Annotated in this window: 11 protein-coding genes; 4 read left to right on the top strand and 7 right to left on the bottom strand. The window is 69.2% G+C overall.

The genetic code is table 11. The annotated features are described in order from the left end of the window. Positions 1-5: 5 nt before the first annotated feature. The 4 genes from gspD to RTY13_RS08465 form a co-directional block, all read right to left on the bottom strand. Positions 6-2,126, bottom strand: coding sequence for a type II secretion system secretin GspD (gene gspD / locus RTY13_RS08450; RefSeq protein WP_312782635.1), 2,121 nt, complete (start codon positions 2,124-2,126; stop codon positions 6-8). Then, complete coding sequence (locus tag RTY13_RS08455; protein WP_312782637.1) at positions 2,126-3,001, bottom strand: type II secretion system protein N; 876 nt, start codon at positions 2,999-3,001, stop codon at positions 2,126-2,128. The genes gspD and RTY13_RS08455 overlap by 1 nt, the downstream gene beginning before the upstream one ends. Before the next feature lie 124 nt (positions 3,002-3,125). Further along, positions 3,126-5,771, bottom strand: a complete 2,646-nt coding sequence (locus RTY13_RS08460; RefSeq protein ID WP_312782639.1) for a TonB-dependent receptor domain-containing protein — start codon at positions 5,769-5,771, stop codon at positions 3,126-3,128. A gap of 98 nt (positions 5,772-5,869) precedes the next feature. Then, the gene (locus RTY13_RS08465; RefSeq protein WP_312782641.1) at positions 5,870-7,360 is read right to left on the bottom strand and encodes a hypothetical protein; all 1,491 of its coding nucleotides are present in this window, start codon (positions 7,358-7,360) and stop codon (positions 5,870-5,872) included. Positions 7,361-7,662: 302 nt separating this feature from the next. On the opposite strand from RTY13_RS08465, the gene RTY13_RS08470 reads away from it, so the two are divergent. Next, a complete protein-coding gene (locus tag RTY13_RS08470; RefSeq protein WP_312782643.1) occupies positions 7,663-8,442 on the top strand; it encodes an A24 family peptidase in 780 nt (259 codons plus the stop codon). 15 nt (positions 8,443-8,457) lie between these two features. Here the strand turns inward: RTY13_RS08470 and RTY13_RS08475 are convergent, their stop codons facing one another. Continuing rightward, positions 8,458-9,273 (bottom strand): hypothetical protein, encoded by an 816-nt coding sequence (locus RTY13_RS08475; protein WP_312782645.1) that lies wholly within the window; start codon positions 9,271-9,273, stop codon positions 8,458-8,460. Positions 9,274-9,658: 385 nt separating this feature from the next. Here RTY13_RS08475 and RTY13_RS08480 point away from each other — a divergent pair, with 385 nt between their 5' ends. Continuing rightward, on the top strand, positions 9,659-10,231 hold the full coding sequence (locus tag RTY13_RS08480) for an OmpA family protein (RefSeq protein WP_409450297.1): 573 nt from the start codon (positions 9,659-9,661) through the stop codon (positions 10,229-10,231). A gap of 42 nt (positions 10,232-10,273) precedes the next feature. Here the strand turns inward: RTY13_RS08480 and RTY13_RS08485 are convergent, their stop codons facing one another. Further along, the gene (locus RTY13_RS08485; RefSeq protein WP_312782647.1) at positions 10,274-11,893 is read right to left on the bottom strand and encodes an acyl-CoA dehydrogenase family protein; all 1,620 of its coding nucleotides are present in this window, start codon (positions 11,891-11,893) and stop codon (positions 10,274-10,276) included. Between the two features lie 87 nt (positions 11,894-11,980). Further along, positions 11,981-12,919: a rhodanese-related sulfurtransferase gene (locus tag RTY13_RS08490; RefSeq protein ID WP_312782649.1), complete on the bottom strand. Its 939-nt coding sequence runs from the start codon at positions 12,917-12,919 to the stop codon at positions 11,981-11,983. Between the two features lie 127 nt (positions 12,920-13,046). Between RTY13_RS08490 and RTY13_RS08495 the strand changes: the two genes are divergently transcribed. Both RTY13_RS08495 and RTY13_RS08500 read left to right on the top strand, forming a co-directional pair. Continuing rightward, complete coding sequence (locus RTY13_RS08495; RefSeq protein WP_312782651.1) at positions 13,047-14,117, top strand: chemotaxis response regulator protein-glutamate methylesterase; 1,071 nt, start codon at positions 13,047-13,049, stop codon at positions 14,115-14,117. Beyond that, a complete protein-coding gene (locus tag RTY13_RS08500; RefSeq protein WP_312782652.1) occupies positions 14,114-14,920 on the top strand; it encodes a protein-glutamate O-methyltransferase CheR in 807 nt (268 codons plus the stop codon). Before RTY13_RS08495 ends, RTY13_RS08500 begins: the two co-directional genes overlap by 4 nt. The last annotated feature ends 174 nt before the right edge of the window (positions 14,921-15,094 follow it).

Below are 15,094 nucleotides of genomic sequence, written 5' to 3' on the forward strand. Positions count from 1 at the left end.
GGCCCTCAGCCCTGCGGCGGAACGGCGTTGGCGGCGGGGGCCAGCGGGCTGATGGTCACGTCCCCGACCGGCGCCGCCACGCCCGGCGCCGGGTTGTCGATGGCGCGCGGCGCGACCGGGGCCTGGGTCCGCATATAGTCGCGCAGCATCTCGTCCAGGCTGGGCTCGACGCCCGGCTGCGACCGCAGTTGCTCGCCGCGCATATAGCCCCAGCGGTCGGCGCTCAGCTGTTGCGCGTCGCCCGGCGTGCGGATGATGGTCGGGCGGATGAAGACCATCAGATTGGTGCGCCCGCGCTGGCGGCTGGTGGACTTGAACAGGTTGCCGAGCACCGGGACGTCGCCCAGCCCCGGCACCTTGTCGACCGACAGGCGGTCGTTCTGATCCAGCAGGCCGCCGGCGACGGCGATCTCTCCGTCGTCCACGACCAGGGTCGTCTCCAGCTCGCGTTTGTTCAGCACCAGATCCGAGGCGCTGTTGGTCAGGACGCCGTTGATGCTGGACACCTCCTGCCGCAGGAACAGGGTGATGGAGCCGCCGGCGTTGATCTGCGGCTTGACGATCAGCTTGACCCCGATGTCCTGACGCTGGGTCGTGCGGAAGGGGTTGGAGTTGCCGTCCAGCAGGGCCTCGCCGGTGGTGATCGGCACCTCCTGCCCGACCAGGATGGTGGCCTCCTCGTTGTCCAGCGTCATCAGCGACGGGGTCTGAAGCAGGTTCGAGCCCTCGTCCGACTTGGCCGCATTGATGATGAAGCCGAACAGGCCGTCCGAACCGATGCGCCCGCCGCCCCCGCCGATGAAGCCGTTGGCGCCGACCAGACTGTTAAGAGCCAGATCCTGTAGCTGCTTGCGCAGCGGGTCGTCCTTGTCCAGCTGACCCGCGGCGGCCCCGCCCGCGATGGGAACCAGAGGGGCGGCGCGGTCGGAATAGTTGGTCAGGCCGATGGGCGTGCCGTCCGATCCCGCCAGCAGCCACTGGACCCCCAGCTCGCGCACGGCGGTGTCGCCCAGTTCGACGACGATGGCTTCGATCAGGACCTGCTGGCGGCGGCTGTCCAGCTGACGGATGACCTCCGCCAGCATCCGCTGGGTGTCGGACGAAGCGGAGATGACCAGGGCGTTGGCGCCGGGGAAGCGGGCGATGCTGGCCTTCTGGCCCGGCGCCGTCTGGGTCGTGCCGGTGGAAACGGGCTGAGGCGTCGTCGCCTCGCCGCCGCCCGTTCCGGGACGGGCGATGGCCGGGGTCGCGGCGGCCGGAGCCGTCACCGGCTGGCCGACGATCTGTTGCAGCACGGGCAGCAGCTGTTCGGCGTTGGCATGCTGCAGGAAGACGACCTTCACGTCATCGGCCGAGCGGGCGCGGCGGTCCAGATCCTCGACCAGAGGCCGCACGCGGGCCACGGCGGCGGGGTCGCCGCGCAGGATGACGGAGTTGGAGCTGGCCACCGGCGTCACCGACACCATCCCCTGCCCCGGCTGGCCGCCGGGCGGGGCCAGGACCTGGGCCAGAACCCCCGCGATCTCGGCGGCGGAGGAGTTCTCCAGCGTCACCACGTCGAACGACGCCCGGTCCACGTCGATGCGCTGGATCAGGCTGCGGATACGGTTCAGGTTGTCGGCGAAGTCGGCGACCACCACGCTGTTGCCGCTGGGGTTGGCCAGCACCTGCCCTTGCGCCCCGACCAGAGGCCGGATGGTCTCGGCGGCCGAGGCGGCGTCGATGTTGCGCAGTTGGAAGACCTGGGTCGAGAAGCGCTCGGACCCGACCGTGGCCGGTCCCTGCGCCGCGCCCTGGGCCGGGCTGATGCGATAGGCGCCGGAACTGGTCGGCGTCACCACCAGTCCGTTGGCGCGCAGGGTGGACAGGAAGACCTCGAACAGCTCGGTCTTGGTCAGCGCCCGCTGGCTGGTCACGGTGACGTTGCCCGTTACGGCGGGGTCGACGATGAAGGTGCGGCCCGTGGTGCGGGCCACGTCCTGGATGAAGGCGCGGATGTCGGCGCCCTGGACGTTCAGGGTCTGACGCCCCCCCTCCTGAGCCAGAACCGGCGAGGCCAGAAGCGGTCCCTGGGCGGCGATCAGGACCGACAGGGCGACGGCGGCGAAAGAGCGGTGAAGGCGCATCACTGGCCGGTCCTTATGGTGGTGGTCTGCACCCGGCCGTTCCGCTCGAAGCGGATCTCGGCGGCGCTGCTGCCGGAAAGCTCGCCGCCCAGTTCGGACAGGCGTTCCAGACTGTTCAGTTCGGCCCCGTTGACGGCCAGGATGACGTCGCCCGACTGCAGCCCCGCCGCCCTCAGCGCCGCCCCGTCGCCACGCGCGGCCAGGGTGAAACCCTTGATGCGAAGCCCGTCCATGCGCGGACGCAGCGAAGCCTGGGCCATCAGCCGCTGCGGATCGACCACCGGCCCGGTCGGCGCGGGAGCGGCCGGGGCCGGTGCCGAAACCGGAGCCGGGGCGCCGCTGGTCGGGGTCATGACCTGGGCGGTCGAAGGCGGCGGCGGCGGCGTCGCCGCGCCTGCGGGCGTCTCGGTGAAGACCAGTCGGCTGACCGATCCGCCGCGCGACACGGTGACGAAGTCCTCGCCCACCGAGGCCAGGGTCAGGCCCTCGGAAATGTTTTCGCCCACGCCGACCGAGACCTGCCGTCCGTCGGGCAGGCCGATGATGGCCGAGCCGCCTCCCTCGCCGCCCGCCCGAACCCCGAACAGGCGCAAGGAATCGCTGTCGGCGCCGGCGGCCTCGGCCAGGCTGCTCTTGTCGCCGGTGCGGAAGAAGGCGTCGAAACGCTGAAAGACGGAGGCGTCCACGGGCGCGACGGCGGCGCGCGCGGCGACCGCCGTTTCAGGCTGGGGCGCGACGAAGATCCAGGCCAGACGCCCGGCCTGCACCGCCAGAAGGGCGACCAGGGCGATCTCGACGCCCGCACGAATCCGCCCCGGCCGCGCGGCCATGGCCGTGCGCGCCTGACGTCCCCATTCCCCGACCCGTGCGATCACGCCCGACGCTCCGAACACCCCCGAAAAACGGGACCCCGGCTGCTTACTCCAGCAACCGGGGTCGAAGCCTCACGCGACGATGACGGCCTTGAGACGTTGTCGTGACAACGCCGCCGTATGCGGATCAGAAGGTCGTGGACAGGCTCAGCGAGAAGGTGGTGCCCAGCTTGTAGCCTTCCACCACGCCCTTGCCGCCGTTGGCGAAGGACTGGCTGCGCTCGTATTCCTCGCCCAGGATGTTCTCGACCTTGGCGCCGACGTCATAGTCGCGACCGCCGACGGTGAAGGTCTGGCTGGCGACCAGATCCAGCAGGATCGGCGGGGTCTCGACCACGTCCGGCAGGCGGGTCGAGCCGGTGATGATGCCGGCGTCCGAAATCCGCTCGCCCTGATAGTTGACCAGCAGGGTGGCGCGGCGACGGGCCGTGGTGTTTTCAAAGCCGAGCTGCAGGTTGCCCAGCCACTCCGACTGACCCTGCAAGGCGCGGGTATAGGCGGCGTCGGTCACCTCGGAATCCGACCAGGTGACGTTGGCGACGACGAAGACTTCGTTGTCCTGGAACCAGGTCAGGTTCGGGGCCCAGAGGTCCATCGGCAGGGTGTAGTCGATCTCGGCCTCGACGCCCTTCAGCGTGGCTTCCTGCGCGTTCTGGAACGAGCGGCCGAAACCCTCGCCGATCGGCTGATAGGTGCGCTCGATCGGGTTGTCGAAGGCCTTGTAGAACAGGCCGATGGTGGCCGACTGACGCTGGCCGAAATACCATTCCCAACGCAGGTCGTAGTTCTGGATCTCGGCGATCTTCAGGTTCGGATTGCCGCGCTCCAGGGTGTTGGAGTCGTCGTCCAGGAACAGGGCGTTCGACAGTTCGCGCAGGTCGGGACGGTTGATCGTCTTCGAGTAACCGAAGCGCAACTGCATGTTGTCGGCGAACTCCCAGGTCGCCGTCGCGGTCGGCAGCCAGAAGTCCTGGGCCAGGTTGGCGGCGATGGGGTCGCCCGCGCCCGTCTCGCCCAGCGGGATGAAGCTGTTCACCTGCTGCTTGGAGTCTTCGTAGCGGACGCCCGCCGTGACGCGCAGGTCCTTGATGACCTCGACCTCAGCCGAGGCGTAAGCCGCGTTGATCTCCATGGTCGCGTCGAAGAAGTCCGACGGATCGGTGATGTCGCGCAGAGTGTAGCCGGCGTCGCCGCCGATATTGTCCGGGCTGAAGATGATCTCGGGCACGTAGGACCGCAGTTCCGGCGTGATGATGACGCCCGCCGCCGGCTGGAAGGAGTAGCGACGGCTGGCGAAGTCACGCTCGCGTTCCTGATGCAGGCCGCCGGCCTTCAGGGTGATCTCGCGGTCGGCGATCATGCCGTTCAGGGTGAAGTCGAGGCCGAACTCGATGTTCTCGTCTTCCAGGGCGCTGAAGAAGTTGCGGTTGGAATCCGATCCCGGCGTCAGGCGGAAGACGTTGTCCGGCTCCAGACGATAGGAGTATTCGCGGCGGTAGGGCGTGTCGCGCGAGGCGGTGGAATAGGCCGCGCGCCAGTCGACCTGCAGCTGGTCCAGCGCCATCGGCAGCATGAAGACGTGACGGCCCGACAACTGGTTCGAGTTCATCTGCTGCTCGATCCAGTTCAGACGCTGGAAGCTGCGGATCAGGCCGGGGTCGGCCGAGAACAGGCCGCGCTCGATCAGGGCCTGCTGGCGCGTCTTGCGCAGCAGCAGGGTGGTCAGCTTCAGCTCATGGTTCTCGTTGAACTCGACGCCGAAGGCGCCCAGGGCGTTGAGGGCGTATTCCTGCTCGGTGCGCTGGAAGCCGCATCCCGTCGCGTTCGACAAGCCGCCGGCGCCGGCGCAGGCCTCGGGGCTGATCTGGTCGTTGACGCCGCCGTTGACCTCGAAGGAGTTGCGCACGCCCTCGCGGTTGCGGACCTGGTAGTCGTAGTCGAGGGCGACGAAGCCGCCGAGACGGATGCCGTTCGACAGGTCGACGATCTCGGCGCCCGAGATGTTGAAACCGAAGTCCGGCAGGTTCTTGTCGCCGTCGATCGACCAGATGTTGCGCAGCGAGCGGCCCGCCGCCTGCAGCATGACCGGGTCATTGGCGAAGGATTTCAGCGAGGGGTCGATGGCGATGAACTTGGGCAGGTTCAGACTGTTGTCGGCGATGCCGATGTTCGACAGCTTGCCGCCGGCGTCCCAGTAGAGACCTTCCTTGCCGGTCGATTCCGTCTCGGCGCTGATCGAGGCGCCGAAGGACAGGAAGCGTTCATTGGGAATGGCGCGCGTCGACAGGGCGATCAGGCCGCCGCCGAACTCGCCCGGATACTGGGCCGAATAGGTCTTCTGGATCTGGGCGTTCGAGACCAGCGAGGTCGGGAACAGGTCCAGCGGCACGACGCGCTTCAGCGGCTCGGGGCTGGGCAGGGTCGAACCGTCCAGCACGATGCTGGAATAGCGATCGCCCAGGCCGCGCACATAGACATAGCCGTCGCCGACGATGGACAGGCCGGTGACGCGGGCCAGGGCCTCGCCGATTTCCGAGTCGCCCGAACGCTTGATGTCTTCTTCGGTCAGGATGTTGGCGACCGCCGAGGTCTCGCGCTTGACGTCCGGCACGAAGCGGCCGCGCACGACGATGTCCTCGACCGTCGAGACGGCTTCGGGATCCTGCGGCGCCGGGGCCGAAGGGGCGGCGTCCTGGGCCCAGGCCAGGGCCGGGGCGGTCAAAACCGTGCTGGCGAGCAGGCCGGCGAGGCCGATCGTGCGGGTAGGCGTCATCTCAAGAAGTCCTTCGGTGCGAGCGCCGGAGAGAAGGAGGAAAGGCGAGACGGCGGGCGGCTGATCAGCCGCCCGCCGCTCAAGGATCGAAGCGACCCTTAGTCGTTCAGCCAGCGGGTCCAGTTCAGCGTCCAGTTGGAGGCCGAGTCACGGACGGCGCCGGCGTAGGGGGCGGCGTCGAAGAAGGCGTCGATCGTGCGCGGATCGACCGAGGTCACGCCGTTCTCGTTGACGCCGTTGATGTAGGCCTTGCCGCCCGAAACGTAGGACGACAGGGTCGAGGCGCCCGTGCGGTTGTTGGCGTCCTTGGTGAAGACGGCCTGGGCCTGGGTGCTGTGGAAGGGCGTCGCCGTCGAGATGTAGAAGGAGCGCAGCGACAGGTGACCGGCGTCGGCCTGGGCATAGGTGGCGGCGTCGTCGATGCGCAGACCGCGCTGGAAGTTCCCCGACACGACATGGTTGTAGAGCTTGCCGGCGGTGCCGCGACGCAGGCGCAGACCGGCGCCGGCCGTAGTGTTGCCCACCAGGGTCACGTTCGAGATGGTCGGGGCCGAACGCGGCAGGATGTCGAAGCCCAGCTCGTTGTTGTCGGCCTCGTAACCGGCGTCGCCGGCGGCCTGCAGCGGGTTCTGGGCGATGACCACGTGCTGGACCTTGCCGTTCCAGCCGAAGGTCCAGTCCAGGCTGTCGTCGTCGGCGCCCGTCAGCACCAGGTGCTTGGCGTTGACCGAACCGCCGAAGAACTCGACCGTGTCGTCGCCGCCGTTGTGGGCCTGGACATAGTCGACCGTCGAGCCCGAACCGACGCCCCAGAAGGCGATGGCGTTCAGTTCGTTGGTCTCGGTGAAGCGCACGCCGGCGTATTCGACGCGGACGTAGCGCAGGGTGCCCGAGGTGTCGTTCGGCACATTGCCGCCATAGAGGCCCGAGCCGCCTTCGGCTTCAGCTTCACAGACGGCCGGAGCGGCCGGGCAGTTGTTGATCACGCCGCGGCCGAGCAGCGACAGGCCGCCCCACTCGCCCGAATAGGGGTCGTCGCGGACGCCGGCGCCCAGAGGCGAACGGGCGTTGGCCAGACCCAGGGTCGTGGCGTAGCCGAGCGCATCGGCGCTGGTCAGGATGATGGGCTGGGCGGCCGTGCCCTGGGCATTGATGCGCGAGCCGCGCTGGATGGCCAGTTGCGAGGTGCGGGTGCCGGCGTAGATCTTCACGCCCGGGTCGATCGACAGGACGGCGGTGACGCCGCCAGCCTTCTGGCCGTCGAAGCCGACGTCCTTGCCGACCTTGACCGTGCCGTTCAGCTGATAGGCCGGGCCGGCCGTCAGGGTCAGGTTGGTGGTGATCTCGCCCGAGATGCGGCAGTGCTCCTCGGTGCCGACGGTGACCTTGGTCACGTTCGGGTGGGTCGGGCAGGCGCCGTTCGAGCCGCCCGTGCCGCCGCCGCCGTTGTTGCCGCCGCCGCCCGTTCCCGGGTTGCCGCCGGTATCGCCAGGGTTCTGCAGTTCAGAGGTGCCGTCGCCGCCGCAGGCGGCCAGGGCCAGGGCGCTGGCGGCGACCGCGAGCAGGGTTTTCGTCTTGAGAGCGGTCATCGTCTGCACCGTGTCTGAGCCAATAAGACATGCAGGTGGACGTCCGGACGGATTGTCCGGAGTTGGATGATCGGCGCCCGCCTGCCCGGTGCTTCCCCTAGAAGCTGGATGTGACATGGCCGCCGCCGAACCACGACAGATCAGACGCCGTTCCGTGAAGCTGTGGCGCCGCTTGCGTGAAAAGCCGTCCCGATACGGTGCGGATTTCACAATTCATCGGGACATCGCCGACGATTGCCCCTCCCCCAAAACGCCCGCGCCCGCTAGTGCAGGACAACGACCACGCGCCGGGGAGGCGACCCATGTTGATCCATGCCGCCTTCCTGGGGGGCGTCGGCCTGATCGTCGGCAGTTTCCTGGGACTGGTCAGCCTGCGCCTGCCGCGCGGCGAGGACGTGGTGTTCGACCGCTCGCGGTGCGGCGGCTGCGGGCGCACGCTGAAGCCCTGGCGCATGATCCCCGTCCTCAGCTGGGCCCTGTCGCGCGGGCGCTGTTCCGACTGCGGCTCTGTGATCCCCGTCCGCTATCCGCTGATCGAGCTGGGTTCGGGCCTGATCGGGGTCTGGGCGGGCCTGTCTTCCGGCGACTTCACCATGGCCCTGATGACCGGGGTGCTGGGGTGGAACCTGCTGATCATCGCCCTGGTCGACGCCGAGCATTTCTGGCTGCCCGACCAGCTGACCCTGCCCCTGTTCGTCGGCGGCCTGCTGGCGGCGGTCCTGCTCTATCCCTACGGGTTGAGCGCGGCCGTCCCCTCGGCCCTGATCCCGCTCCCGCCCCTGATCGGCGCGGCGGTCGGTTTCGGCGGTCTGTGGCTGCTGGCGCGTCTTTATAGACTCGTGCGCGGGCGCGAGGGTCTGGGCGGCGGCGACCCCTTCCTGCTGGGCGCGGGCGGCGCCTGGGTCGGCTGGGCCGGACTGCCCAGCGTCCTGCTCTGGGCCTCGGCGGCGGGGCTCAGCATCGTGCTGGCCATGCTGATCGTGCGGCGGCGCGTGTCGGCGACCGACCGCCTGCCGTTTGGCGTCTTCCTGTCCATCGGCCTCTGGCTGACCTGGCTCTACGGCCCCTTGGGTCTGGCCTAGACGCTCTGAGCTAGATCAGCGCAGCAGGTCGGCCCAGCGCCACTGGCCGGTCCCCAGAGCCAGACGCGGCGCGCCGGGGCCATCGCCAAGCGTCAGCAGGACATAGCCCCGCACCGTCTCAGTCTTGCAGGCCCGCGGCGAGAAGCCGACGGTGACGGCCACGGCCTGACGCACGCCCGCCAGCCCCTTGCCCTCCTGGCCCGGGCTCAGCACCCAGTCGCCGTCCCAGACCAGAATGGCCCGACCGTTGGCGCCCGAGGTGCGATAGGCCTCGGTCAGGGCGGCGCGAACGCCGGGCGCGTCGCGCAGGGCGTTCTGCAGACGGCGCACCATGTCGCAGGACCCGCCCTGGCCGGAGCCGGAGCCCCCGCCGCTGCCGGAACCGCTGCCGACGCCGGTCCCGCTGCCCGTTCCTGAACCTGCGCCGTTCCCGGCCCCGCCGCCCGCCGTCATGGCTCCGGCCAGGGCGGCGTCGCCCATGAAGACGTAGGAGACGCTGGGCGCGGGGGCGGTGATCGGCACAGGCGCGACGGTCGGCGAGCGCGGCGCCGGGCGGCTGGGCCGAGGCGAAGGCCGGGTCGGCGCGGCGCGCTGCGCCTTGGCCGGCTTTTTCTCGGGCGTGGGCGTGGGGACGGGCGCAGGGGCCGGCGTCGGCGCAGGCGCGGGCGATCCCCCGCCGCCTTCATCCGGGGCGGCAACCGGCGCCGGGGGCGGAGGATCAACCAGCATCACTTCGATCGGTTGATACTCAGGCGGATAGATCGGCGCCTTGGTCGGGGCCAGAAGTATAAGGGCCAGCACCGCCAGATGAGCGCCGAGGCTGGCCACCACCGTCAGCGCCCGTCGCCTCGCCCTGCGCCGTTCCCGCGAGGCGGCATGGCGTGGAACCGAAAACGCACCGCCTGTTCTTGCCTCGCTCAAGCAGTCGACCCCGCAAGCTTCACTATAAGCAAGATTAAGTTGAACAACATGAATATTTCGCCACGCAACCTCAGGACATAGAGCCTCCATGTGGTAACCCCTCATCCGCGTCAGCATCATGGCGCCGCGCCATGAATACGCCCAACTTTGCAAAACCGGTGATTTCTAAAGTTTTTCTATAGTTAAGCTGAAACCATGTCCTTCGTTGCGCGTCTTTGCTGCGCCGTCTCCTGCATCCGCGGGTGCAGCAACGCGCAATCCCCGGAGTAGCGCCCCGGCACGAAGGAGACATAACTTGATCAAACTGACATCTAAGGCGGTCGCGACCAGTGCAGTGGTGGCGTTGGTGGGACTGACCGCAAGCGGGTGTGCAAGCCATCGCTTCGTGCGTGACAATGTGGCCGTGGTCGACGAACGCGTCACCCAGGTCGACAATCATCTGACCCAGGTCGAAGGCACCGCCGGCGAGGCCCTGGCCCGCGCCAATGCGGCGCACAAGCTGGCCGAGGGCAAGTTCCTCTATGAAATGGTCCTGTCGGACGATTCGGTGAAGTTCCCGGTCGCCCGCGACGCCCTGTCGCCCGAGGCCGAACAGCGGCTGGCCGAACTGGTCCAGCGCCTCAAGGCGGAAAACCGCAACGTCTATCTGGAAATCCAGGGCCACACCGACTCGGCCGGCGACGAGCACATGAACGAGCAACTCGGTCAGGCCCGCGCCGAAGCCGTGCGCCGCTACCTCAGCGACCAGGGCATCGCCCTGAACCGCATGGCCACCATCTCCTATGGCGAGGCCAAGCCGGTCGCGCCGAACAACACCCGCGAAGGCCGGGCCCAGAATCGCCGCGTGGCGATCGTCGTCCTCAGCTGATCGGCGGCGGCGGCTCGCTTGCCCGAGCCGCCGCCTGTTGTTTCAGGCGGGCGAGGCCCGATCCAGGATCGCAGCCGCATCAATCTTCGTCTCGAACGCGCCATAGGCTGCGCCACGCGGCTCCAGACGCAGACGGCAAAAGGCCCCGGCGACGGGGCTTTCGTGCATCAGCAGCACCGCGGCCTGAGCCGCCAGCGCCAGCCGCTCGATCGCCAGACGCGCCGCGCCCTCCGACGACAGGGAGAAGTCCAGACCGTCCAGCCAGAGGTCATAGGCGCCGTCCCGCCCCCGCGCCGCCTCCAAAAACCCGCGCAGCGCCCCGGCCGCCTCAGGCTCGCGCCCGAAGGCCCGCAGAACGTCCAGGGCGATGACATTGCCCGAGCCCTCCCAGATGGCGTTCAGCGGCGACTGGCGGAACAGGCGCGGCATGGGGCCGGTCTCGACGTAGCCGGCGCCGCCCAGGGACTCCATCGCCTCATAGATCATCCCCGGCGCCCGCTTGCAGACCTGGTATTTGGCGATCGGCGTCAGCAGCCGCCCGACCGGGTCGTCGCGATCGAACGTCCCCGCCAGATGCAGCGACAGGGCCGTGGCCGCCTCGCTCTCCAGCGCCAGATCGGCCAGGACTGAGGCCATCATCGGCTGATCGATCAGCCGCTTCTGAAAGGCGGTGCGGTGCTGCGCGTGCCAGATCGCCTGGGCCAGGGCGCCGCGCATCTGCTGGGCCGAGCCGACCACGCAGTCCAGCCGCGTGTGCTGGACCATGCGGATGATGGTGGCGACGCCCCGCCCCTCCTCGCCGATCCTCTGGGCCAGGGCGCCATGGTACTCGACCTCGGACGAGGCGTTGGAGCGGTCGCCCATCTTGTCCTTCAGCCGCATGACGCGGAAGCCCGCGTTGCGCGTCCCGTCCGGCAACCAGCGCGGCAGCAGGAAACAGGTCAGGCCGCCCGACGCCTGGGCCAGAGTCAGGAAGGCGTCGGACATGGGGGCCGAGCAGAACCACTTGTGCCCGGTCAGGCGATACCAGCCGTCCTCGCCCGACGGCTCGGCGCGCGTGACGTTGGCGCGCACGTCGGACCCGCCCTGCTTCTCGGTCATGGCCATGCCGAGGGTCACGCCCGCCTTGTCCGACGCGGGCCGGACGGCGGGGTCGTAGCGCCCGCCCCTGATCTTTTCGATCCACGACGCGCCGACGCCGGGCTCGACCGCGAGCGCGGGAACCGAGGCGTAGGTCATGGTCATGGGGCAGCTGGTCCCCGAATCTGCCTGGCCCGTCAGGAACAGGACGGCAGCGTGCAGGACATGGCCGTTCGGCGTCCCGTCCCAAGCGGCGGAGGCCAGTCCCGCCTCCAGCCCCAGCGCCATCAGCTGATGATAGGCCGGATGAAAGGTCACCTCGTCGATGCGCCGGCCATAGCGGTCGTGGGTGTCCAGCACCGGCGGGACGCGGTTAGCCTGAAGGCCCCAGTCGATGACCTCGGCCGAACCGCAGCGGGCGCCCAGTGCCGTCAGCCGCGCCTCGTGTTGCGTCCCGCCCGCTCGGCGCACGGCATCGAGCAAGGCCCGGTCGCCGCTGAACAGGTTGACCTCCTCCAGCGGCGGCGGCTGGTTGGTCACCTCATGGGTGTCCAGATCGGCGACGGGACGGAAGGACGACATGGGCGGGCTCCGTTCAGGCTGGGAGCCAGCATGGCACGCACGTCGCCCTGCCGCGAGCCTCCCCTCTCCCAGCGGGAGAGGGCAGGTCTATTTCTGCGTCGCGCCCACGTGCTCGATCCCCAGCCGGGCCGCGATCTCCATCTGCTTGTGCCGCTCGGCGTAGCCTTCGCGCTGCTCGTCCGAGCGCGTGTCGTGGCAGCGGTCGCAGCAGACGCCCTCGACATAGAGGGGCGACAGGCGCGCCTCGGGGCTGACCGGCATGCGGCAGCCGCGGCACAGGCTGTGGTCGCCTTCCTTCAGGCCGTGGCCGACCGCGACCCGCTCGTCGAAGACGAAGCAGTCGCCGCGCCACAGGCTCTCGGGCTCGGGGATGGTCTCGAGGTATTTCAGGATGCCGCCTTCCAGATGGAAGACCTGCTCGACGCCCTCAGCCTTGAGGAAGGCGGTGGCCTTTTCGCAGCGGATGCCGCCGGTGCAGTACATGGCGACCTTGGGCGGATTGGGCCGGTCCAGCAGGGCGCGCCCCTCGGTTCGGAACCAGTCAGGAAACTCGCGGAAGGTGCGGGTGTTGGGCTGGATGGCGCCCGCGAACGTCCCGACCTCGACCTCGTAGTCGTTGCGAGTGTCGATGACGATGGTGTCGGGATCGGCGATCAGGGCGTTCCAGTCCTGAGGCGAGACATAGGCGCCGACGCCCTCGACCGGGTCGATGTCGGTCACGCCCATGGTGACGATCTCGGCCTTCAATCGCACCTTCATGCGGTGAAACGGCATGGCCTCGGCGGTCGAGTATTTCAGCTCCAGCCGATCGAAACCCGGCAGGGCGCGAATGCCGTCCACGACGCGGGCGACGGCGGCGTCCGGCCCGGCGATGGTGCCGTTGAGGCCTTCGTGCGCCACCAGCAGGGTGCCGCGCACCTCGGTCCCGCACAGGTCCAGCAGGCGCGCCTGCACGGCTTCGCGATCGGCAATCGGCGCAAAGCGATAGAGGGCGGCGACGCAGACGGGCGTTGCAGGGTCAGTCACGAAAGGCGTTCCGGCGGGGGCGATGAAGGAAGCGGCCTCTATAGGCCTCGCAGGCCCGCGCGTCACGGCGACAGCTTGTTTACAACTTTGAGTTACATTCGACATTCAACCCAGAGGACCGACCGCCTTGCTGGACGCCGCCCCCACGCCTGTTCGAGACTCCCGCATTCGCGTCATGGTCGTGGACGACAGCGCCATCGTGCGCGGCCTGATCGTGCAGACGCTGGAACGCGACCTGGCGCTCAGCGTCGTCGCGCGCGCCGCCAACGGCGAGGCTGCCCTGATCGAACTGGCGCGGACGCCCGTCGACGTGGTGGTGCTGGACATCGAAATGCCGGTGATGGACGGGCTGACCGCCCTGCCCCTGATCCTGCAGCGCCAGCCGGAGGTGAAGGTGGTCATGGCCTCGACCCTGACGCGGCGCAACGCTCGCATCAGCCTGCAGGCGCTACAGGCCGGGGCCGCCGAGTATGTGCCCAAGCCCGAGACGGGCGGCCTGGTCGGGGCCGAGGATTTCGCGCGTGAGCTGACCGCCAAGGTGAAGGCTCTGGGCCAGAGTCGGGGGCGACTGGTCTCGCCTGCGTCCGCCGCTCCCGTCGTCCGCCCCGCCCCCCTGTCGCCGCCTGTCCGGCCCCAGGTCGTGGCCATCGGCGGCTCGACCGGAGCGCCGCCCGCCCTGATGAGCCTGTTCGCCGACCTGAAGGGCGAGCTGGAACAGGCGGTGCTGCTGACCCAGCACATGCCGCCGACCTTCACCGCCATGCTGGCCGAGCAACTGGAACGTGCGGGCGGACGCCCGGCGGCCGAGGCCCTCGACGGCGAGCCCGTCCTGCCCGGCCGCATCTATGTGGCGCCGGGCGGCTGGCACATGACGGTCGGTCAAAGCGGGCGTGTGCCGGTCATCCGGCTGAATCAGGAAGCGCCCGAGCACTTCTGCCGGCCCTCGGTCGATCCCATGCTGCGCTCGGCGGCGGCGGTCTACGGCCCCGGCCTGCTGGCGGTGATCCTGACCGGCATGGGGTCGGACGGCGCCGAGGGATGCCGCGCCGTGGCCGAGGCGGGCGGGCGCTTTGTGGTGCAGGATGAGGCGACCAGCGTAGTCTGGGGCATGCCCGGCGCCGCCGCGAAGACGGGACTGGCCGAGGCGGTCCTGCCGCTCGACCAGATCGCGCCCTGGGTGCGGAGGGCCTGCGCATGACCGTCGCCTATGAGGGCTTCCGCAAGCTGGTGCTGGACCGCTCCGGCCTCGTGCTGACGGCGGACAAGGACTATCTGCTGAAAAGCCGGCTGGAGCCGCTGGCGCGCAAGGACGGCTTTACCGGTCTGGACCAGATGCTGGCCCGCGTCGGCGCCGAGCCGTCCGGAGCCTTGGCCCAGCGCTGCATCGACGCCATGGCGACGCATGAGTCCTTCTTCTTTCGCGACACGACGCCCTTCGACCAACTGCGCGACGTCATCCTGCCCGATCTGCTGGCGGCGCGGGCGCAGAGCCGTTCCTTACGCATCTGGAGCGCCGCCTGTTCCAGCGGACAGGAACCCTATTCCCTGGCCATGCTGCTGATGGAGGAACAGCATCGGATGCCCGGCTGGCGCATCGACATTCTGGCCACGGACATGTCCCAGCCGATACTGGAGCGCGCCCGCAGCGGTCTCTACAGCGACTTCGAGGTCAGGCGCGGTCTGACCGAGGCGCGGCTGGGCCGCTGGTTCACGCGTCAGGGAGATCAGTGGCTGCTGTCGCCGCAGGTGCGGTCGATGGTGCGCTTCGCGCCCCACAACCTGCTGGCCGGGACGGCGGGACTGGGCCGGTTCGACCTGATCTTCTGCCGCAACGTGCTGATCTATTTCGACCGCGCGCATAAGCGCGCGGCGCTGAGCCAGATCGGTCAGGCGCTGGAGCCCCATGGGGCGCTTGTGCTGGGCAGCGCGGAGACCGTGGTGGGGCTGGAGAGCGGGTTTGCGCCGCTCGTCGGGCTGAGGGGCGTGTTCAGGCCAGGCTGAAAGATAAGCCCTCCCCCTCGAGGGGGGAGGGTTGGGTGGGGGTGGAGGCAGGCGTTGTGATGGGAAGACGCCGGAGACGCCGAGACGCCCTCTCGCCTCATGCGCCCACTTGCATATGTCGCGCCCTCACCCCCATCCCCGCCCCTTCCCCCCTCGAGGGGGAAGGGAGACTGG

This window comes from Brevundimonas sp. (assembly GCF_032055285.1).
Classification (GTDB): Bacteria; Pseudomonadota; Alphaproteobacteria; order Caulobacterales; family Caulobacteraceae; genus Brevundimonas.

What these genes read in the sequence shown, in the direction of transcription:
- gspD (WP_312782635.1), bottom strand. Translation starts at nt 2,126, where the DNA reads ATGCGCCTTCACCGCTCTTTCGCCGCCGTCGCCCTGTCGGTCCTGATC.
- RTY13_RS08460 (WP_312782639.1), bottom strand. Translation starts at nt 5,771, where the DNA reads ATGACGCCTACCCGCACGATCGGCCTCGCCGGCCTGCTCGCCAGCACG.
- RTY13_RS08465 (WP_312782641.1), bottom strand. Translation starts at nt 7,360, where the DNA reads ATGACCGCTCTCAAGACGAAAACCCTGCTCGCGGTCGCCGCCAGCGCC.
- RTY13_RS08470 (WP_312782643.1), top strand. Translation starts at nt 7,663, where the DNA reads ATGTTGATCCATGCCGCCTTCCTGGGGGGCGTCGGCCTGATCGTCGGC.
- RTY13_RS08485 (WP_312782647.1), bottom strand. Translation starts at nt 11,893, where the DNA reads ATGTCGTCCTTCCGTCCCGTCGCCGATCTGGACACCCATGAGGTGACC.
- RTY13_RS08500 (WP_312782652.1), top strand. Translation starts at nt 14,114, where the DNA reads ATGACCGTCGCCTATGAGGGCTTCCGCAAGCTGGTGCTGGACCGCTCC.